Below are 20,475 nucleotides of genomic sequence, written 5' to 3' on the forward strand. Positions count from 1 at the left end.
AACGATCAGAGGGTGATACCAAACAGGGGCGCGCCCCTTCTCCCTAAAACAACAAGACCTTGCAGGAGACAGTATGAGCGAACCACTTTCCTCCGCCGACAGCACCCCGGGTCAGCCGCCCAGACACAGGGGCGCCTGGTCCTCGCGGCTGGCCTTCATTCTGGCCGCTACGGGTTCGGCCGTGGGCCTGGGTAATATCTGGAAGTTCCCTTACGTGACCGGCGAAAACGGCGGTGGCGCCTTTGTGCTGGTGTACCTGGTGTGTATTGCCGCCGTGGGCCTGCCGATCATGATGGCCGAGGTGATGATCGGCCGCCGCGGTGGCCGCAGCCCGGTCAACAGCATGCGACTGATCACCGAGCGCGACAACCTCAACCCCGCCTGGCGGCTGATTGGGGCCATTGGTGTGTTGGCCGCGTTCATTATTCTATCGTTCTATTCCGTAATCGGTGGCTGGGCCATCTCCTACGTTGGCGTAACCGCCAGTGGTAGCCTGGCCGGGCAATCCTCGGATGGCATTGGGGAGATCTTCTCCAGTCTTCTGGCCAGTCCCGGCACCCTGTTGCTCTGGCATACGGTTTTCATGGGGATGGTGGTGTTTGTTGTGGCGCGTGGCGTTCGCGCCGGCTTGGAAAGGGCGGTCAAAATACTAATGCCGGCCCTGTTCCTGCTGCTGCTCCTGGTTGTGGGCTACGCCATGACCACGGGCCATTTCAGTGAGGGCGTAGCCTTCCTGTTCGAGCCCAACTTCTCCCAGCTCACCACGTCCGGCGTGCTGGTGGCCCTGGGGCATTCGTTCTTCACCCTGAGCCTGGGTATGGCGATCATGATGGCCTACGGCTCCTACCTGCCGAAGAACATCTCCATTGCCAAGACCGCCGTTACCGTCTCCGTGATGGACACCATTGTGGCCCTGGTGGCGGGTCTTGCCATCTTCCCCATCGTCTTCGCCAATGGGCTTGAGCCAGGTTCCGGGCCGGGGCTGATCTTCCAGACCCTGCCACTGGCCTTCGGCCAGATGCCGATGGGCAGCTTCTTCGGGGCGCTGTTCTTCATTCTGCTGGTGTTTGCGGCCTGGACCTCCGGCATCTCCCTGCTGGAACCACTGGTGGAATGGCTGGAAGAACAGAAAGGCATGAACCGGACCATCAGCTCGGTGGTCGCCGGCGTGGCCTGCTGGGCACTGGGCATCGCGTCAGTCCTGTCGCTCAACCTGTGGTCAGACGTCACACCACTGGGCGGCTTCGCGATGTTCGAGGGCAAGACCATCTTCGACCTGCTCGACTTCCTCACCGCCAATATCCTGCTGCCTTTGGGCGGTCTCCTGGTGTCGGTCTTTGTGGGCTGGTTCCTGTCCCGCCAGGCGCTGGAAAACGAGCTGTCCATGTCCCCCCGTGGGTTCGCGGTGTGGCACAACGTGCTGCGCTTCTTTACCCCGGTGGCCGTGGCGATCGTGTTCATCTATAACCTGCTCTAGGGGCACTCGCTAGCCCCTGCCCGACCGGGTTGGATCATCAAATCTGGCCCGGTCGGGTTCTCCCCGACCTCCCCAGAGGACTTGAAATCTTATCTCAAGCCGGTAAGGTGTACGTAAAACCCGCAATTGCCCAGGCTTAGCCGGCAGGCTACGGCCCCGCTGCTTGAGCCCCTGTCCCGCGTTACACCGTCTCAGCGGGATGATTCGGTCTGGCCTCACCGAGAGGCTGTTGAACAGGAAAGCTGACCGCATGATCTGGTCTGACGTTCGTCGGACACGTGATGGACACTTTCCCTGGCCAGTAGAACTGATTCAGAAACGAAAAGCAGCGCCGCTGCGCCACAACCAGCGGCCAGTCAGACAACGTCGTGCTGTGACGATGGCCGTGCATGGTATCGCGCAGCCGCCGTGACCCGTTTTACCGAGGAAGAACCAACAGACTGAGGAGGTCTGATCTCATGACCGAGAAATACGACAGTGAAGCCGTAAACACGGCGCGTGATTACTACAACAGCTCGGATGCGGATAACTTCTACTTCCACGTCTGGGGAGGCGAAGATCTGCACGTTGGCCTCTACAAGGATGAGAAGGAGCCCATCCTGGATGCCAGCCGCCGCATTGTTTCCCATATGGGCGAGCTGATGGCGCCCTATGTCCAGTCCGGCCAGAAGCTGCTGGATCTGGGCTCCGGCTTTGGCGGCTCCGGGCGCTACCTGCACCAGACACTGGGCCTGGAAGTGACCGGCCTGAACCTCTCCGAAGTTGAGAACGACCGCAACCGCCAGTTCAACAAGGAACAGGGCCTGCAGGACCGGATCACCGTCGTGGATGGCAACTTCGAAGAGCTGCCCTTCGAGCATGACAGCTTCGACGTAGTCTTTTCCCAAGACTCGTTCCTGCACAGCGGCAACCGTGAGAAGGTGATCGAAGAAGTGGGCCGGGTATTGAAGCCGGGCGGCCTGTTCATCTTCACGGATCCCATGATGGCGGATGATTGCCCGGAAGGCGTCCTGCAGCCGATCCTGGACCGTCTGCACCTGGATACCCTGGGATCGCCGGCCTTCTACCGGGATGCGTGCCAGCGCAACGGCATGGAAGAGATCGATTTTGAGGACAACACCCCCCAGCTGCCGCGCCACTATGGCCGCGTTCTGGAAGAGACCGAGCGCCGCGAGAAGGAGCTGGTGGAACGCAACCTGGTCTCCCAGGAGTACATTGACCGCATGAAGACCGGGCTCAAGAACTGGGTCCACGGCGGCAACAGTGGTCACCTGACCTGGGGCATCTTCCGCTTCAGGAAGAAGCAGTAGTCACGGCCCAGTGATACTCGCGTGATCAAAGCCGGCCTTTCGGGGCCGGCTTTTGTGATTCAGGGCCATCGTCAGCCTGGCGCGTGCACAGCCTGGTCGGTTCCTTGCGCCCTTTCTATTCTATTCCTATCTTTTAATCAGGATCCGGTTGCTCAGTCGTATTACAGCGTCCAGACACAATCTGGCATACCAACCCATTCACTGTAAGTTATAGCTTAAGGCAATTGATGTTCCGATAGGCCCGCAGATTCACGCTTGTTCATGTCGCGAGCCGGCAACCGCATCCAATGGGTTATGGATCAACCACCGGGAATACGGAGGACCTATGTGGATCAAACGCCTCGCCACCGCCGCATGTATTCTGATCACCATCCTGTTCTACTCATCCGCGAGTTTTGCCGATACGCCCTCTTGCAGCGCAAGCAAGGACTGGATCACCTCACCCAATCCTCCATCGGAAGTACCCAACGGCAAGAGCGCGGACTTCTGTGATTTCTATAAATTCAGCTGGCAATGGTTCTTCTATCTAACCTCAAAGCCTGAAGGCCACTCGGAACGACGTTTCCAGATGGCGGAACAATTCCCGATACTGGAGGGCAGTAACAAGGACTCATGTGACAGCCAGGCCCCACAACATGAGTTCTTTGTCCGCACCACCAAAGAACACAAGCCGGACGGAAGCTTCGTTCTCCCTGAACGCATCCATCAAGCCGGGCGTAATCAGGCTACGATTTATGATCAACAGGGCAATGTGGTGTTCTATGGCATCCGGTTCAGCCGGAACCTCTGCAATGTCGGCAAGATTCAGAGCCAGGACCAGTACCCGTCCGGCACCACTGAGCTCAAGACCGCCTGGCGCGTCATCAAGCCCCAGCAAAAGGACCGCTATTTCTCGATGGAAGCCGACATCGAGGGGCTTAAGGGCAAACAGCTGTTGGGATTGATCGGTTTCCACCTGGTGCGCGCCACTGACCTGCATCCGGAGTTCATTTGGTCAACGTTTGAGCACCGCGACAATGCCCCGGACTGCACCAACCCGCAAAGCACACCGGAGCCAGGCTGGTCGTTCACCAGTGCTGAATGCGCCAGCGCACTGGCTTCCGGCAATAAAGACAAGTGCCCATTCAACAAGGCCAACGCCAGCAAGAGCCTGACCGGTAAGCCCACGGAAATATGCCGCCTTTATCGTGATGGCACCCAAAAGGGCGATCACAAGAGCAAGATTAATTTCCAGGTGGTGGATTCGCTCAACACGCAGCTTCACAAGATGCTGAGCCAGCTGGACAAGGATCATTCCATGTCTGTCTGGAAGCACTACATGAATGTGGGCGCGCTCTGGGAAAATGACACCAGCAAACCGTCGTCGGTCACGAAAAACCAGCGCGGTTCCATGCGCCTGGCCAACACCGTGATGGAGACAACCTTTCAGGACGTCCACCTGAACAAGGGCTTTACTTCCAACTGTTTCGGGTGCCACAGCTACAAGGGGAGCCAGGTTAACACCTCTCCCTATGCCAGCCTGAGCCACAGCTTCGACGACATCATCGAGGGCCAATGCAGCCCAACGGACGTGAAAGCCGGCCCCATCTGGAGCAAGACCGACGCCGTCAAGAAGTGCGCTGAAACCTGCAGGGACAAGGGCGGCTGGAACGGTCAGTGGCGGACGACCAAGCCCGGCCAGATGTCGGTTTGTGCCTGCTGCGATGTGAAATGAACCCTGACTGGAAGCGCCAAGGCTGACTCTCCATAAAACCGCCGGCGGGGTTCGGCCCCGCCGGCGCTGGCCTCCAGGAAAGCCATACCGCACTTGAGCCGGTTCGCCAACAGCTGAGCGGAATGGACCAGCATCCCGGGTAGGCTGCCCGATACGGAAACAGCCGGTACAATCGCCTTCCAACCTGAAACACAGGGATACCACCGGCTTGTCCGCCATGACCCCAACGTTGGACCATTTACGGCAAATACTCGCCTCCGGAGCCGAAACGCCACTCGGCCGGATCATCACGCGCCGTCACTACGCTTTGCGACATGTGCCCGTGGGCACGCCTTCACTGATTGTGGTGCTGCGCGGCATCAAAACCATCGGCTTGCATGGCCGGGAATGGCAGGTCCGGGCCGGGGACTGGCTGGCGTTGAGCGCAGACCTGGCAGTGGACGTGGTCAATCAGCCCGAACACGGGCTTTATCACGCGCTGGCCATCGCCTTCAACGCAAGCGACCTAGACGCGGTTCGCCCCCTGGTGCCAATCCCGGAGCACGCCGCTCCACCTGTCCAGCCGGATGTCCAGGTGTCCGATGAAATGTGGCGCACGCTTCTCCACTATGCCGAAACCGCCGCGGACGCCCCCGAAGCGGTACGTACACACCGCCGCCGGGAGGTCTTGCTGGCCATGCTCGCCGAGGGCCAGGCCCAAAACCTGCTCGTAAGCCCTGCGGACCGCATCACCACCCGCGTCACGCACTGGCTGGCATCCCAGCCCAGCCGCCGCTGGCGCGTCGCGGAGATCGCAAGCAAACTCGCCATGAGCGAGCCCACCCTGCGGCGGCGCCTGGCGGCGGAGGGCACCCAGTTCCGGGACCTGCTGAGGGAAGTGCGCCTGGCCACGGCACTGGCACTGCTGCAACAAGGTAACGTCTCGGTAGCCCAGGCCGCCGAATGGGTCGGCTATGACTCCCCTTCGCGCTTCGCACAACGTTTCCGCGAACGTTTCGGTGAATCCCCCTCCCACGTGGCTACCCGCCCAGAATGATCGTTTCAGGCGAATCCCTGATCGGTCGCGAGCCGCATCCGGCGCCTAATCGCGCTACCTTGTCCTCTCCGTACACGGGAAAAGGAGTGAACCATGAGGATTCTGTTGCTTAGCTTGGCGCTGTTGCTCAGCCCCACCGCCCTGGCCGGGGACTTCAAGCTGCACAGCCCGGACCTGACCGCCGGGGAGCGAATACCGTCGCGCCACGTGCTCGACAGCTTTGGCTGCAACGGCGATAACCAGTCGCCGGCGCTGCGCTGGTCGGACGCCCCCAAGGGAACCCAGAGTTTCGCGATCACGGTGCATGACCCAGATGCACCCACCGCCAGTGGCTGGTGGCACTGGTTGGCATACAACATCCCTGCCTCGGCAACGGGCGTAGCGCGGGGCGCCAGCCGCGACGGCATGCCGAAAACGACCCAACAGGCACGCAACGATTTCGGTAGCCGCAACTGGGGCGGTCCCTGCCCACCCGCTGGCGATCAGCCGCATCAATACAAGATCCGCGTCTACGCGCTGGATCAGGCCAAACTCAAGCTGCCGGCCGATGCCTCTGCGGCCCTGGTGAGCTTCCAGGTCCGGTCGCATGCGCTGGCCCAGGATACCCTGACGGTGTCTTACAGCCGGTAACCGGTATCGCGCGCCCGGGGCCAACCCCCGGGTGCGCTCGCGCGTTACTCCACGCCGTTCCTGTGCTTAAACTCACGCCGCCGTGCGTGCAGGATCGGCTCCGTATAGCCCGCTGGCTGTTCGTGCCCCTTCAGGATAAGGTCCTTCGCAGCCTGGAACGCCACGGAGTCACCAAAGTTGGGCGCCATGTTGCGGTAAGCGGCATCACCCGCATTCTGCTGATCCACCTTCTCCGCCATGCGCTGCAGCGACTCGACAACCTGCGCCTCACTCACCACGCCGTGCTTGAGCCAGTTCGCCAGCAGCTGGGACGAGATGCGCAACGTGGCCCGGTCCTCCATCAGGTCCACATCGTGGATATCAGGGATCCTGGAGCACCCAACGCCCTGCTCGACCCAGCGAACGACGTAGCCCAAAATGGACTGACAGTTGTTATCCAGTTCCTCCCTGATCTCCCGCTCGCTCCACTGCGCATCACCTTCCCCATAGGCAGGGCCCGCAACCGGAATCGTCAGCAGGTCCTTCAGGGTTGCGCGACGACCGCCGGATAACAGCGCTTCCTGCGCCTCGAACACATCCACCTGGTGGTAATGGGTCGCGTGCAGGGTGGCAGCTGTGGGCGATGGCCCCAGGCGGTGGAGGCCCCCTCCTTCGGCTGACCGATCTTGTGCTCCAGCATTTCAGCCATCTGCTCGGTCCGGGTCCACATGCCCTTGCCGATCTGCGCCCTGCCCGGCAGGCCGTGCGCCAGGCCCGCGTCGACGTTGTTGGCCTCGTACGCGCGCTTCCACCGTGCCGTCTGAAGATCGGCCTTGCGTACCATCGGCCCGGCCAGCATGGAGGCATGGATCTCGTCGCCGGTACGGTCCAGGAAACCGGTGTTAATGAATGCCACCCTGTCCTTGCTGGCGGCAATGCAGGCCTCCAGGTTCACGGACGTGCGGCGCTCCTCGTCCATGACCCCAACCTTGAGAGTGAAACGGGGCAACGCCAGCAGGTCCTCGATGGCCGCGAACAGGTCACAGGTAAATCGCACCTCTTCAGGGCCGTGCTGCTTCGGCTTCACGATGTAGATGGAGCCGGTGCGGGAATTGCGGTGCGGGTTGTCCTGGTCCAACGCTGGGATCGCCGCGGCTGCGGTAAGCACACCATCCATGATCCCCTCAAAGATTTCCTCGCCCTCCTGGTCCAGGATCGCCGGATTCTGCATCAGGTGGCCCACGTTGCGGACGAACATCAGGGAACGGCCATGCAGGCGCAGCGCATCGCCGTCGGTATCGGTGTAGACCCGGTCGTCGTTGAGCGCACGGGTGACGGTTTGTCCGTTCTTCGTGATCGCCACCGATAACTCGCCGGTATTCAGCCCCAACCAATTGGCATACCCCAGGGTCTTATCGGCGGCGTCCACCGCCGCCACGGAATCCTCGAAGTCAATGATGGTGGTGATGGCCGACTCCATGAGAATGTCCTTAACGCCGGCCTTATCGGTGCTGCCGACCCGGGATTCAGGATCAATCTGGATTTCCAGGTACAGGCCGTTATTGCGAACCAGAATGCCTTCCGGGTTGGTCTGATCCCCCCTGAAACCGGCATAGACCGCCGGGTTGCGCAGTTTGATGGCCCGACCGTCAATCTCGCCGGTGATCTGGCCGGACTCGACGGCATATCGGGTGACATCCTTGTGGGAGCCGGTCTCCAACGGGATGACGCCATCGAGGAACTCGCGGGCCCACTCAATGACCCTGTCACCACGCACCCGGTTGTAGCTGGTGCCCTTCTCCTGGCCGTTGGCTTCCGGGATGGCGTTGGTGCCGTAAAGCGCGTCGTACAGGGAGCTCCAGCGGGCGTTTGCCGCATTCAGTGCAAAGCGGGCATTGAGGGCCGAAATCACCAGCTGCGGCCCCGGCGTTTCGGAGATTTCCCGGTCAATGTTCTTTGTGGCGATCTCGAATTCGCCGGGATCTTCAGCCAGATAGCCAATCTCCCACAGGAAATTGTCGTACGCCTCCGGGTCCTGCGCCCCCCTGTGATCCCGATACCACTGGTCCAGCTTCGCCTGCAGCGCATCGCGCTCAGCCAGTAGCTCACGATTACGTGGGGTGAACGCCTCGACGATCCCGGCAAAGCCGTCCCAGAACGCCTGTTGCTGCGCTTGCGACGACCTGCCAATACGGGGAAGCAGTTCGTCGGTGACAAACCGGTAGAGACGGGAATCAACTTTTAAACCACCAATGGTGACGCGCTCCGTGTTTTGGGTGGGCATACAAGCTCCTTTCGGTATTGGTCGTATTGCGAGCCCCTCGATCAGGTCCCTGCTGACTCTAACCCCCTAAGGGGGTTAGTTCAAGACAGAATCCCCCCTCCTGCACAGAGTCCACCTCGACATCCATGACGCCGCTCGATACGCTGAAGCGCACTTTCACAACCGGTTAGGGCTCAATGGCCGACCCCCAGCTTCTTGATTTTGTGTTCCATGGCGGACGTCCCTGCCTGGATCTGTTCAATACCGTAAGGCGCCGCAAGGATCCGTACTCCCGGACCCAGGACCTTCTGGCCGAGGCGGATGGGTTCAGGGAATGGCTGCTCCAGGCGCAGCGCCAGGCGGGATGGGCGACGCTTTATCCGCCGCTCAGTACCAGCGCTGCCCATAATCCAGTGCCGGCGGGCATCCAGAACCAGGTGATGGCACTACGGAGCTTGATTGGCCGGTTTCTTACCAGGGATTGTTCCGCGGACGACATCGAAACGGTCAATCAGCTTGCTCAAGCAAGGCCTTGCTGGCAGTTATCGACCGATGGCGGGGCGTTATCCGCGCAGGACAATCTTGAACTGGAGGGCGCATTGGGGGTGATCGCGGAAGACTGTGCCCATCTTTTTGCCTCCGACCTGTCCAGAAACATCAAGGAGTGCGCGGAAGAACGCTGCGGGATTGTATTTCTGGACAAGTCAAACGGGGCCCAGAGGCACTGGTGCTCCATGAAGGAATGCGGCAACCGCTCCAAGGCGTCGAGGCACTACCACCGACACTAGTGCATGGGACCTGTGATGCGGTCCGTCCGGAGTCGTTGCCGGTGATCAAACAACCGGTAACTCCCCGCCGTTACGGCCAGCATGGTTCCAAAGCCGGTGCCGGCGGCGATACTGAACATCAGCAGGATCTGGTACTTCACCGCCAGTGCGGGCGGACTGCCGGCAAGGATCTGGCCGGTCATCATACCGGGAAGGCTGACCAGGCCGGCGGCGGCCATCATGTTGATGGTGGGGATCATGCCGGAACGCATGGCCTCCCGGCGGATGTCGCTGATGGCGTCCTGCCAGCGCTGACCGAGCATGAGGCGCCCTTCAATGTCCTCGCGCTGACGCCAGACGGTATCGGTCAGTCGGTCAAGGCTGAGTGAGATGCCGTTCATGGTGTTGCCCAGCATCATGCCCAGCAGCGGAATGGCGTACTGCGGCTGGTACCAGGGCTCCGGCCGGATGATGACGAGCAGGGTCATCACCGCAATGGTGAACGCGGAGACGAACATGGCGGAGGTGCCAATGCCAAAAGCCCAACCGCCCCTGAGGCGACGGCGCTGGCGCATCATTACTTCACGGCCGGCCAGTACGACCATGACCACGCCCATCAGCGCCACCCAGCCAAGCGCGCCCACGCTGAACAGGGCTTCCAGGATGAGACCAATCAGCGACAGCTGAACGGTGGTGCGCACGGCGGCGATCACCAGGGAACGCCCGAAGCCAAGGCGGATCCACCAGGAACAGCCAGCAAGGATCAGCACCAGGACGGACGCAAGCGCAAGCTGCCAGTATTGAAGCTCAATCAGTTCCATGGGGGACCTCTTCCAGGTGACGGCCGTTGATGCTGTAGTGGGCATCGCCCACACGCGCGATCTGGCTCCGGTCATGCGCTACCCAGAGGGTGGGCAGTTGCTGTTCATGGATGCGCTGGACCAGCCACTGCTCCACCCGCTCACGGGTCGCGGCATCCAGGTTCGCCGTGGGTTCATCCAGCAACAACGCGTCTGGATCCAGTGACAGGGCCCGGTACAGGGCAAGGCGCTGTTTCTCACCGGAGGAGAGCCGGCTGACCGGCCACTGGTGAACCTCGGGCTCAAACCCCAGGGCCGCCAGGTCGGCTTCACGGAGCGGGCCGCAGTGCTCACCCACGGTGTCATGCCACCAACGGCTCTCGGCCGGCACCAGCATCACGCGCCGGCGCCATTCATCCCCCCGCATACTGTGAGCAGGCGCATCCCCCAGGCGCACTTCGCCCTCATGGGGATCCAGATCGGCAATCGCCCGCAGAAGACGGGATTTACCGGAACCCGAGGCGCCGGAGAGACAGACGATGCGGCCAGGGGGAACCGTTAGGGTAAGCGCGTCCAACTCGCTCGTCCCCAGGGCATCAATGGTAAGGCTCAGGTTCATAGGGATCCGTTTCGTGAAATGAAGGTCATCATGCTGGGCGGCACACGGTAACGGCGCCCCCGGCAGGGGCCGGTGCCGTCCACGGTGCAGGTGCGGCGGTTCACCCTCCGGATGCGGCCCTGAAGCCCCGGGCCAAAGCGGACCCGGTCACCCGGGCGGAAGCGTTCCAGGGCGGCGGCTTCCGCAACCGGGCTGACCGGCGCACTCGATAACGCCAGGTTGCGCGCGGTGGCGGCCCCTGCCAGCCCCGCGCGCAACTCCCCCGCGCTGCCGGATTCGTACAGCCGGTCCAGCCATTCATAGAACGCCGCATTATGGACTTCACCATAACGTCGGCCGCCCGCGCGGGTCTGGAGCAGGTGAGCGAATTCGTGACAACAGCCATGGGCGAGGAGGTTGAGTTCCGACACCTCGCCATTGAAGTAGCCACGGTTGCGGATCTCCCGGGTGGAGAGCCAGCCGGCGCACTGGGAGGGGTCCGCCTTGTCCGCCACCATAAGCGCCCCGATGGTGATGCAGTGCTCATCACGGCGGGGATCGTACCGGTGCCAGGTGGCCCGGCCACGTCCAACCCGCGTGCGCAACCGGCTTTCCGGCGCCCAGACACGGTGCAGGCTGTAACAGGCATCGGTCATGAGGCCGGCGATGGCACGGCTCCGCTCCACTGGGGCTCCTCCCGATCAAAGCGGCCATTATAGAGGCCTGTCCCCTCCGTGACGATCCCGTCCACACACCACCCAGGCACTCCAGAGCTGCCGCCCCGATATTTTGTTTTGCGACATAACCAGAAAATGACTAATTTTTCATCTAGCCTTAATCCATAGGTGCCACTGGCAAGAGGGTTTCGATGTGTTCGCAACAGGTGTTTTCAGTCCTCCCCCCCTCCGCCGCGCATGGCTGATCGGGGGGCTTTTCCTGCTACTGCTGTCACCAACGCTGGCCGCGGACATCGGTGCGGCGCCCAGCGTTGAGTCGGTGCCCAAGGCACTGCATCCCATCCTGGAGCCGCTGCGGGAGGGGAATGGGGAACAAGCGTTGAGCGCAGCCCGGAAGCTGACCGAAGAATGGTCCGGCGACCCTGACTTCCAGTACCTGTACGGCCTGGCCGCCCTTGAGGCGGAAGCCTACTCCGAGGCCGTACTGGCGCTGGAAGCGGCACTGATCGCCCGCCCCGATGACCATCGAGCCCGGCTGGAACTCGGCCGCGCCCACTACCAAACGGGCAACTGGCGGGGCGCTGAGCGGGCGTTCAAACGGGTTATGGACACATCGCCGCCGGAGACGGTACGCCGCAATATACAACGCTTCCTGGACCGCATTGCCACCAGGAAGCAACAAACGGAGCCCCGCTTCCGGTTAACTGCCCGCTATGAGCTCGGGCACGACACCAACATCAATGCCGCAACGGACGCGGACAGCATCCAGCTGGAACTGTTCGATCAACCACTGGATCTGGCTCTGCGCGATGACAACCGGCAAACGCATGACGCCTTTCAGGCGTTCGGCATTGATGCGCTCTACCGCCACCCCCTGAGTCAACGCAACGGCTTCAGCATCCAGGCGGATGTGGACCGGACAACGCACTTCTCCCAGGACGACTTCGACCTTACCCACCTGCGCTTCGGCTCCTCCTGGTTCCAGCAACTCGGCGAGAGCAGGCGGATGCAGGTGACGGCCACAACACGCCAGACCCACCTGGGCAGGGACCAGCTGCGGTGGCGGGGCGGGCTCAACCTTGAGCTGCAACAGTTGCTCACCCCTGAGGAACGGGCCGGCATTGCCCTGGCAGTCTCAACCCAACGCTATCCCGACCAACACCAGAGGGATACGGATGAATTCCGCCTGGCGCTGAGCAGCCGCCATAAAAGCGCCTCCTGGAAGGGCCGGCTGTCCCTGTCGGGCGGCGTGGAAAAGGCCCGGGACAGCAACAACAAGCACTTCGGCCGCCGCTTTGCCGGGGTGCGAATAGGCGCTGGCTGGCCGGTGGCGCAACACCACGAGCTGGGAGCCTCGGGCGCGTACCGGTTCTCCCGCTATGAGCGCCAGCACCCCTTGTTCGGGAAACGGCGCCGGGACCATGAGAGCATTCTCAGCACCCGCTGGCACTGGTCACTAACGCGCCGGCTCACGCTGCAGACCCACATCACCCATCAACGGTCCGACTCCAACACCGCCTTCTATGAGTTCGACCGGACCCTGGGCGAGGTTGGGATCCGTTACCGGTTCATTAAGGAGTAGCTCATCATGAAAGCGTCTCCCTTCATCACACGTTATGGACTGTTCCTCTGCCTGGCTGTCCTGCTGATCCCACTGCCCTTGTCCGCTCAGGATGAAGGCAGCGAGCCTGTTGCCAGGGTGGTCGTCGCCACCGGCGAGGTAACCGCGCGTGCCCCGGATGCGGACAAGCGCGCCCTCAAGCGCCGCTCAGCCGTCCACCAGGGCGAAACCGTGGTCACCGGCAGCGATAGCCGGACCCAGTTGCGCTTTGAAGACGGCGCGGTGATTGCGCTCGCCAGTAACAGCCGCCTGGTCATTGAACGCTACCGCTTCCAGGAGCAAGACAAAGCGGATCACGCTGTGGTCCGGCTGCTGACCGGCGGGCTTCGCACGCTCACGGGCGAAGTGGCCGAGACGCAGCCGGACAACTACGAGGTCGAGACACCACTGGCCAGCATCGGCGTTCGCGGCACCGACTATCAGCTGGCGTTGCGCAATGAGACCCTGGCCGTCGCCGTTTGGGCCGGTCGAGCCATTGTTTCCAACGAAGCCGGCACCCTCCCGCTGGGCCGTAATGCCAATTACCGCTATGCCACCGTGACGGCACGGGGCCTGCCTCCGAGCGGGCAGCTTCAGCCGCCCGCCAGCCTGACGCCTGGTGATGGAATGGTTGAAGCGGCGCCTTCAGGCGACGCAACGGAAGATGACGGGACGAATGATAAGGCGTCCGGGTTTGAGACCAGCGATACCCTACAGGATGAGCAGGAACGCGCGCTCGAAGAAAGGACGCACAGCGACGACGAGACTTCCTGGCTTCCCGAGGCGTTCACGCAGACCACCCTTGCCGCATCCGCCGCTCTGGGGGAAAACGTTCAGATCCGCAACCACCTGTTTGCCGAGGTAAGCAACCAGCTGACTCCCGAACAGACCCAGTACGTGGTGAAAGCACCTGGAGGGCGATTCCTCAGCCTGGAAGGCGCGGGCCTGGAGCGCTTCCAGCAGGATATTGGCGGTTACGGCATTAACTGGGGCGCCTGGAACGGACAACCGGACCTGTTACTGCACGAGGATGAGCAGGATGAAGCCGGCAACCCCACGGAACCACTGGGCCAACCGCTGTTCCTTGCCTCAGCGCCAACCCTGTCGCTGTCGCAAATCCAGTCGCGGCGGTCCACGGGTACCCGTATCGAGTTCACCGGGGTCAGCGCCGCCATCGGGGATATGCGGGATGAGAATGCCGGGTTCCCCATTACCGATCTAAGTGATGCCAGCATCAGCTTTGGGAACAGCCATATGACTCTCAATCCGGACACCGGCAACCTCACAGGCCTGCTGGAGGTTCTGAAGGGTGGCGGCGACTGGCGCTGGAGCGCGGACCTCCAGGGCCAGCTGGGTGAGACCGCCTCGCTTGAGGTGCAGAATCTTGAATACAACAACACGCCGGCATCCACGGGCGAAGCACGGGGGCTGATGGTCATTGATGAGTCCGAAAACGCCCTGGGTTTTCTGAACAACTTCCACTTCCAGACCCAGGATGACAGCGCTTCAGCCACCGGCATTCTCCTGCTTGAGGAACACTGAGGGCCTATTTGCTGGTATGGCGGAAGCGCCCGTCCCAGCCTGGGCCGGGATCTTCCGCCCGCAGCCACTGCACCCGCTCGATGTAGAGCGTATAGAGGGCACACTCTGGATCCTCTGCGGCCAGTTGCTGCCATAGACGCTCCGCCTCATCCCAGTCCCGCTGAAGGTAGGCCGCCAGTGCCTGATTATGGCGCGCCAACCGGGCCAGCTCATCGTCGGCCACCCGCCCCTCACGACCCAGGGGTTCAAAGACCTCGACGGCCTCGTCCTTGCCCTTGACCTGGATCCGATCCACCGGCCGGAAGACAAACCCTTCCACCGAATCCCGGGTCTCCTCTCCAACCAGAAGGCGGGCGCCGTAATACTTGGTGATGCTCTCCAGACGGGCGCCAAGATTCACCGCATCGCCCAGGACGGTGTAGGCACGGCGGTAGCCCGACCCCATATCCCCAACGTTCATGGGGCCGGTGTTGAGGCCAATACCAACGCTGATCTCCGGCAGCCCCTGCTCCCGGAAGGCGGGCTTGAGGCGCGCCACCTCATCGAGCATTGCCAGGGCTGCATCCAGGGCGTGCTCCCGATGCCGGGGGTCCTCAAGGGGTGCGCCCCAGAACGCCACCACCATATCCCCAACGTACTTGTCGATTGTGCCCTCATGCTCAAAGATCACCCGGGTGACCGGGGTAAAGAAACGGTTGAGCAGCGCCTTAAGCTCGGTGGCATCCAGCCGCTCGGAAATGCTGGTGAAGCCCCGGATATCCGAGAACAGCACCGTCATCTCCCGGGTTTCGCCGGCAAACCCATAGGCCCCGGGGTGGCGCAGCATCTCATCAATGTGCTCGGGTGGCACGTACTGCCCGAACATGGATTTGAGTTCACGCCGCGTTCGGTTTTCCCGGAGTAGACTGAACATCAGGTTGACGGCCAGCAAGGCGGCCACCAGCAGCACGGGTAACGCAACGGCCACATTGAGCTGGAACTGAACCCAGAGGCCAACATAGCCGGCCAGGAGACCGGCCAGCACCAGCAGCGCGGTGAACAACAGAGACAGAGGCGCAAGCAACGGCAGTACAAGCGCCAGCCCCACCCCGACCACGAGCAATGTCACCAGCTGCAAGCCCTGCTCCCAATCCGGGGAATGGGGCAGCTGCTGGGCCAGGATGCCCTCAAGCAGGCTGGCATGGACCTCCACACCGGGAAATCCGGTTCCCACGGGCGTCGCCGCCAGATCCGCGAGCCCCTGCGCCGATGACCCGACCAGTACCAGCGCATCCTGCAACCGGGCCCGCTCCGCCTTGGAAAGCGAGTCCGTGAGCACATCCGTTGCCGACACATAGGGGTAATGGAAGCGCCCGCCCTGATACGGCACCAGCGCCCGGCCCTGGGCATCGGTGTCGAGACTCAAATGCCCCATCTCAACAGCCGTAATAGAGCGATGATCCCCCCGTTTCTGGGTCGCCAGCTCAATGCCATCCGCAAAGAACAGAACCCTCGCCATCTCAAGAGCCAGGGAAGGGTAAAGCCTGTCGCCATGGCGCAGAATCAGGGGGGCACGCCGGATGATCCCATCGCTATCCGGCATGGTGGTCATGAAACCGCCGCCCCTCGCCGCGGACTGCAATGGCGCCAGATTCCCCGTGTAGCCGCCCATCCGGGGCACCACAAGCGCGCTCGCCCTGGCTGGATCAAGCGCCAGTACAGGCTCCGGAAGAACGCCTTCGCTGCGGCCGCTTTCATGGTGCATCAGAAAGCCCAGAACGGTCTCGGTCTGCTCCAGGTGCTTGGCCAGGATCCGGTCCCCGTCCACCTCAGCCTCAATGGCTTCCAGCCTCTCGCGGACAGCTGTCTCACCGGGCGGCAACCGCTGCGACACCACGCGGGCCGGATTGCGCTCGGCCTCAGAAAAGACGACGTCGAACCCAACCACCAGCGCCCCCGCCTCGCCGAGGGTGCTCACCAGCTCACCGATGCGTTCCCGGCGCCAGGGCCAGCGCCCCTGGGCCGCCAGACTCCGTTCATCAATGTCCACAATGACAATCGGATGCTCGGCCTCAAGCCGTGGCGTTGCCCATTGATACCGCAGGTCATAGGCCAAGAAATCAAGGCGCTCAATCAGCCTGTCGGTAAACCCCGTACCGACCACTTCCAGCCAGAGCGCGGCGAGCGTCAGGACCAGCCCCGTGGCGGCGGCAAGGCGTCGGTCTTTGAAGACATGGATTTTCATTCTGACATCATTGGATACAGGCAAGATCGCATCTGAGTGATTACACTTTAGTCAGGCACAGCGCCTGTCACCAATCCGGACCGCCTCCAGAGGTTGCCATGACCGACGATGCTGACACCGAACATTACCCCTCCGGGACAACCCTCTTTGAACACGGTGACGACGCCGCTCACGCCTACATGATCCTGAGCGGACGGATCGAAATCTCGGTGCAGCAAGGCGGTCACCACGTCGTGATTTCCAACCTGGGCCCTCACGAAGTGTTCGGGGAACTGGCGCTGATCAGCCACCAGCCCCGGACGGCAACAGCCCGGGCCCTGGACGATACGGACGTCATGGTGATCACGCGCGAGCACCTGCAGCGTGTCATCGATAACGCGGACCCGCTGCTCACCAACCTGCTCCAGGGCAACCTGGGCCGTTTTGCCTGGACACAGCGCTTCATGCTGCAGCACACCAACGACTTTGCCGGCGCCGATTCGCTGCAGAAAAAGGCGGAGAGTGAGCTGAGCCTCCAGAACGCCCTGGCCACTGCCATTCAACAGCAGCAGTTCGAACTCTTCTACCAGCCCGTCATCGGCCTAGAAAATGGCACCATCGTCGGCTTTGAGGCCCTCATCCGCTGGCGCCACCCGGACCATGGCCTGGTCTCACCCGGGGAGTTCATTCCCGTTGCCGAAAAGACCGGTCAGATCGTTGAGATGGGGTACTGGGCCCTGGAACAGGCGCTGCACGACCTCAAGACCTTTGAACGTGCCAACGGGACCGGCCAGACGCCGCTGTTCATGAGCGTCAACGTCTCGGGCCGGCAATTGCTGGAGCTGGAGGAAATTGAGCGGCTTGGCCAGGTTCTGAAAGCCTCCGGCGTTGATCCGCAGCAGGTGAAGCTCGAAATCACGGAGAGCCTCCTGGTGGATAACCCCATGCATGCAGCCGTGGCCCTGAACAAGCTCCGGGAGAAAGGCGTCCGCCTCGCCATTGATGATTTCGGGACGGGGTACTCCAGCCTGAGTTACCTGCACCTGTTTCCTCTGGACACCCTCAAGATCGACCGCTCCTTCGTCTCGAACATGCTCGACGACGAACGCCGATTCCGCATTGTCCGCGCCATATCCAGACTGGCGCGGGACCTCGAGCTGGACATCATTGCCGAGGGCATCGAGCACCCCGAGGAAATGGACAAACTGCGCGAACTGGAATGCGATTGTGCCCAGGGCTTTCTGATGGCACGACCGATGCCTGCGGACGACATTCAAGCCGTTTTGGCCCGTCATCCCCGTTTTCCCTGATCGCAGAAACAGGCAACAGCGTATAGCAATAAAAACAGACACGCAATGGCGCGGAGGCCGTTATGACAGAGACCCCACAGAAACGGAAAATTCCGGTCGGCATCAGTTCCTGCCTGCTGGGCGAGGAGGTGCGCTATGACGGGGGTCACAAGAACGCCCGCTACTGCTCCCGCATTCTCTCCCATTACTTCGAGTTCCGATCCCTGTGTCCGGAGCTGGAAGCCGGCATGGGCGTTCCCCGGCCGGCAATCCACCTGCGTGAACACAGCAACGGCCTGCGCCTGATCACCACCAACGGTGATACGGACCATACCCAGCCCATGGACCAGTGGATCCAGGATGTATTGCCCTCGCTCGCGGACCTGCGCGGCTACATCCTCAAGGCCAAATCGCCCAGCTGCGGCATGGAGCGGATCCGGATCCACAACGAGGATGGGCAGGTCATCCGGCGGGATGGCCGGGGTCTCTTCGCCCAGGCCCTGCTGGAAGCCTACCCGCTGCTGCCCGTGGAAGAAGAAGGCCGCCTGAACGACAGCCACCTGCGTGAGAACTTCCTGGAGCGCGTCTTCGTTTACGACGACTGGTGCCGCACCAGGGAAGCTGGCCTGACACCGTCGGCCCTGCTGGACTTCCACACCCGCCACAAGTTCCAGCTTCTGGCCCACTGCCAGAAAACCTACCGGGAACTGGGCCCCATGCTCTCAAACCTCAAGGCCGAACCGCTGGACGACCTGGCCGATCGCTACATCACCGCCTTCATGCAGGCGATGAAGCGCCAGATCACCCGGGGCGACCACGCCAACGCCATGCAGCACCTGATGGGCTTTCTGCGGGACACCATGAGCGATGCGGACCGGCAGACGCTGAACGAGCAGATTGACCGTTACCAGCAAGGCGAGGTCCCGCTGATCGTGCCCATGACGCTGCTGCGCATGCTCCAGAGGCGCGAGCCCGTGGCCTACCTGCAGCGCCAGGACTACCTCACGCCCTACCCGGATGAACTGGGCCTGCGGAACCACGTCTGAGAATGGGCGCGCGCCCATTCCGGACCGGCCTCGCAACCTCCCTGCGCCAACCACCGCTTGGCATGCCCGGCGTTATTGAGTGAGCAAAAACGAAAACGCAACCGATTCCAGGGCTCGCGGAGACCGCTGCGAGTAAGGTATTGTTCTCGCAGCATCTTTTCCATCAGGTCTGGGAACCTGGGGGTTGGAGTGATTGAGAAGGCGCGTATATTGGATATCGGTGCCTTCACACTAATCTCTGTTAGGGCGTTCCACGTCCCAGCCAATAGCCCGGCTTGCGAGAGTGGTGGGCAATGGCGATTACGACGGTTTCTTCCGGCAACTCAATCGCGACAACATCGTACGGGAAGCGCTCCAGAATAAGGCGCTTTACATCGGTATCGCCAGCTTCTTCGGGGAGAGGTGATAAGGGGACGACGTGTTCTTCAATAACGTCTATGGCAGTATCAACGGCCGCGAAAAACTCGGCTCCGAGTCCAGCCTGCTCATGTTCGTACCATGCTGCTGCCTCTATTGCTTCCTGCGAGGCTTCTTCCAGTATCCTTACCGTTCGCACTTTTACTGCCCTAACCTCGCTCGCATCTTTGATCGAAATTCTTCACGGCTGAGTAGCGTGGCCTTTCCGCTTTTGACCTTGGATACACGGCGACTAATTTCATCGTTCCAGGCCTGCTCAACAGATTCGTCACGGGGGCCGTCAAGGCTCATTATGAGCTCGCGGGCCAGTGCAGCACGTTCCGACTCGGAGAGAGTCGAAATCTGTGAGCGCAGGTGATCTAATGTTTCAGTAGTCATGGTGCCTCCGCGAGTGGCGATACGGTTATGCTATCCCGGCTCAGAAGCCCTAACAAGTCAATTAAGTTCGTTCCCGGCCTTGGGCCGTCCACCGGACGCCCCTGTCGGGGCGCCGCTTATCTCTGCGTTAGCTGGGATTGCCCCACCTGAATAGTGATACTATAGTATCACTATTAATCTGATTCAGGGTGAGCCCATGAAAGTTGAGCTTGTTACGAACCTCAAGCGCCAAGCGACAAAGATTCTGGCAGACCTGCACTTGTCTAAAGAGCCGATACTGATCACGGAGCATGGTCAGCCATCCGCATACCTTGTCGATGTGCAGGATTACGAGTTTATGCAGCGCCGACTTGAGCTGCTTGAGGGACTCTCACGGGGAGAGCGTGCTGTACTTGAGGGAAGAACGTACAGCCAAAGTGAGGCCAGGGAGAAAATGAGTAAATGGCTGAAGTAGTCTGGACGGAGCCCGCCCTTCAGGAACTGGATGCCATCGCTGAGTACATTGCTCTGGATAATCCTGCTGCCGCAAGTCATCTGGTCCAGGAAGTTTTCGATAAGACCGAGCGTTTGGAAGATTTTCCCCAATCCGGACGGGTTTCGCCAGAGCTTCCTGATTCGGTATACAGGGAGGTAGTGGTTCCACCGTGTCGCATTTTTTATCGTGAGGATGACAGTCGGGTCCTCGTCCTCTATGTCATGCGAGAGGAGCGGCAGCTTCGTGCGTACATGCTTGGGAACAGCTAACACTG

The 20,475-nt window shown here is 61.5% G+C and carries 18 protein-coding genes and 1 pseudogene; 12 read left to right on the forward strand and 7 right to left on the reverse strand.

From position 1 onward, the window contains the following. Positions 1–73 precede the first annotated feature (73 nt). From AC1RQI_RS10340 to AC1RQI_RS10360, 5 genes are all read left to right on the forward strand, one after another. Positions 74–1,477 carry a sodium-dependent transporter gene (locus AC1RQI_RS10340; protein ID WP_481904711.1) on the forward strand — a complete coding sequence of 468 codons (1,404 nt, stop codon included), beginning with the start codon at positions 74–76 and terminating at the stop codon, positions 1,475–1,477. A 458-nt stretch (positions 1,478–1,935) separates the two neighbouring features. Further along, on the forward strand, positions 1,936–2,787 hold the full coding sequence (locus AC1RQI_RS10345) for a methyltransferase domain-containing protein (RefSeq protein ID WP_481904712.1): 852 nt from the start codon (positions 1,936–1,938) through the stop codon (positions 2,785–2,787). A 325-nt stretch (positions 2,788–3,112) separates the two neighbouring features. After that, a complete protein-coding gene (locus AC1RQI_RS10350) occupies positions 3,113–4,501 on the forward strand; it encodes a mannan-binding protein (protein WP_481904713.1) in 1,389 nt (462 codons plus the stop codon). Positions 4,502–4,718: 217 nt separating this feature from the next. After that, complete coding sequence (locus AC1RQI_RS10355; protein WP_481904714.1) at positions 4,719–5,537, forward strand: helix-turn-helix transcriptional regulator; 819 nt, start codon at positions 4,719–4,721, stop codon at positions 5,535–5,537. A 93-nt stretch (positions 5,538–5,630) separates the two neighbouring features. Further along, positions 5,631–6,167, forward strand: coding sequence for a YbhB/YbcL family Raf kinase inhibitor-like protein (locus AC1RQI_RS10360; protein ID WP_481904715.1), 537 nt, complete (start codon positions 5,631–5,633; stop codon positions 6,165–6,167). A gap of 44 nt (positions 6,168–6,211) precedes the next feature. On the opposite strand, the pseudogene AC1RQI_RS10365 reads toward AC1RQI_RS10360, so the two are convergent. Next, positions 6,212–8,430: pseudogene (locus tag AC1RQI_RS10365) on the reverse strand (malate synthase G). A 176-nt stretch (positions 8,431–8,606) separates the two neighbouring features. Between AC1RQI_RS10365 and AC1RQI_RS10370 the strand changes: the two are divergent. Further along, complete coding sequence (locus tag AC1RQI_RS10370; protein ID WP_481904716.1) at positions 8,607–9,197, forward strand: CGNR zinc finger domain-containing protein; 591 nt, start codon at positions 8,607–8,609, stop codon at positions 9,195–9,197. Here the strand turns inward: AC1RQI_RS10370 and AC1RQI_RS10375 are convergent. Genes AC1RQI_RS10375 through AC1RQI_RS10385 form a run of 3 tightly spaced genes read right to left on the reverse strand, consistent with a single transcriptional unit; the run spans position 9,194 to position 11,260 of the window. Continuing rightward, a complete protein-coding gene (locus AC1RQI_RS10375; protein ID WP_481904717.1) occupies positions 9,194–9,997 on the reverse strand; it encodes an ABC transporter permease in 804 nt (267 codons plus the stop codon). The genes AC1RQI_RS10370 and AC1RQI_RS10375 overlap by 4 nt on opposite strands. Continuing rightward, positions 9,984–10,595 (reverse strand): ABC transporter ATP-binding protein, encoded by a 612-nt coding sequence (locus tag AC1RQI_RS10380; RefSeq protein WP_481904718.1) that lies wholly within the window; start codon positions 10,593–10,595, stop codon positions 9,984–9,986. Before AC1RQI_RS10380 ends, AC1RQI_RS10375 begins: the two co-directional genes overlap by 14 nt. Next, the gene (locus AC1RQI_RS10385; RefSeq protein ID WP_481904719.1) at positions 10,592–11,260 is read right to left on the reverse strand and encodes a hypothetical protein; all 669 of its coding nucleotides are present in this window, start codon (positions 11,258–11,260) and stop codon (positions 10,592–10,594) included. The genes AC1RQI_RS10380 and AC1RQI_RS10385 overlap by 4 nt, the downstream gene beginning before the upstream one ends. Positions 11,261–11,444: 184 nt before the next feature. Between AC1RQI_RS10385 and AC1RQI_RS10390 the strand changes: the two genes are divergently transcribed. Then, complete coding sequence (locus AC1RQI_RS10390) at positions 11,445–12,833, forward strand: surface lipoprotein assembly modifier (RefSeq protein ID WP_481904720.1); 1,389 nt, start codon at positions 11,445–11,447, stop codon at positions 12,831–12,833. A gap of 6 nt (positions 12,834–12,839) precedes the next feature. Then, entirely contained in the window at positions 12,840–14,393 is a 1,554-nt protein-coding gene (locus AC1RQI_RS10395; protein WP_481904721.1) for a FecR family protein, read from the forward strand. Positions 14,394–14,397: 4 nt separating this feature from the next. Here the strand turns inward: AC1RQI_RS10395 and AC1RQI_RS10400 are convergent, their stop codons facing one another. Further along, the gene (locus AC1RQI_RS10400) at positions 14,398–16,617 is read right to left on the reverse strand and encodes a CHASE2 domain-containing protein (protein WP_481904722.1); all 2,220 of its coding nucleotides are present in this window, start codon (positions 16,615–16,617) and stop codon (positions 14,398–14,400) included. Positions 16,618–16,715: 98 nt separating this feature from the next. Here AC1RQI_RS10400 and AC1RQI_RS10405 point away from each other — a divergent pair, with 98 nt between their 5' ends. Continuing rightward, a complete protein-coding gene (locus tag AC1RQI_RS10405; RefSeq protein WP_481904723.1) occupies positions 16,716–17,906 on the forward strand; it encodes an EAL domain-containing protein in 1,191 nt (396 codons plus the stop codon). Between the two features lie 62 nt (positions 17,907–17,968). Continuing rightward, on the forward strand, positions 17,969–18,931 hold the full coding sequence (locus AC1RQI_RS10410; protein ID WP_481904724.1) for a YbgA family protein: 963 nt from the start codon (positions 17,969–17,971) through the stop codon (positions 18,929–18,931). 241 nt (positions 18,932–19,172) lie between these two features. On the opposite strand, the gene AC1RQI_RS10415 is transcribed toward AC1RQI_RS10410, so the two are convergent. Together AC1RQI_RS10415 and AC1RQI_RS10420 are read right to left on the reverse strand one after the other, a co-directional pair. Then, positions 19,173–19,487: a hypothetical protein gene (locus AC1RQI_RS10415; RefSeq protein ID WP_481904725.1), complete on the reverse strand. Its 315-nt coding sequence runs from the start codon at positions 19,485–19,487 to the stop codon at positions 19,173–19,175. Positions 19,488–19,489: 2 nt separating this feature from the next. After that, complete coding sequence (locus AC1RQI_RS10420) at positions 19,490–19,726, reverse strand: addiction module protein (protein ID WP_416633105.1); 237 nt, start codon at positions 19,724–19,726, stop codon at positions 19,490–19,492. Positions 19,727–19,922: 196 nt separating this feature from the next. Here AC1RQI_RS10420 and AC1RQI_RS10425 point away from each other — a divergent pair, with 196 nt between their 5' ends. Both AC1RQI_RS10425 and AC1RQI_RS10430 read left to right on the forward strand, forming a co-directional pair. Next, the gene (locus tag AC1RQI_RS10425; protein ID WP_022992576.1) at positions 19,923–20,180 is read left to right on the forward strand and encodes a type II toxin-antitoxin system Phd/YefM family antitoxin; all 258 of its coding nucleotides are present in this window, start codon (positions 19,923–19,925) and stop codon (positions 20,178–20,180) included. Next, positions 20,168–20,470, forward strand: a complete 303-nt coding sequence (locus AC1RQI_RS10430; protein WP_481904727.1) for a type II toxin-antitoxin system RelE/ParE family toxin — start codon at positions 20,168–20,170, stop codon at positions 20,468–20,470. The genes AC1RQI_RS10425 and AC1RQI_RS10430 overlap by 13 nt, the downstream gene beginning before the upstream one ends. The last annotated feature ends 5 nt before the right edge of the window (positions 20,471–20,475 follow it).

The organism is Salicola sp. AFF1 (assembly GCF_056783195.1).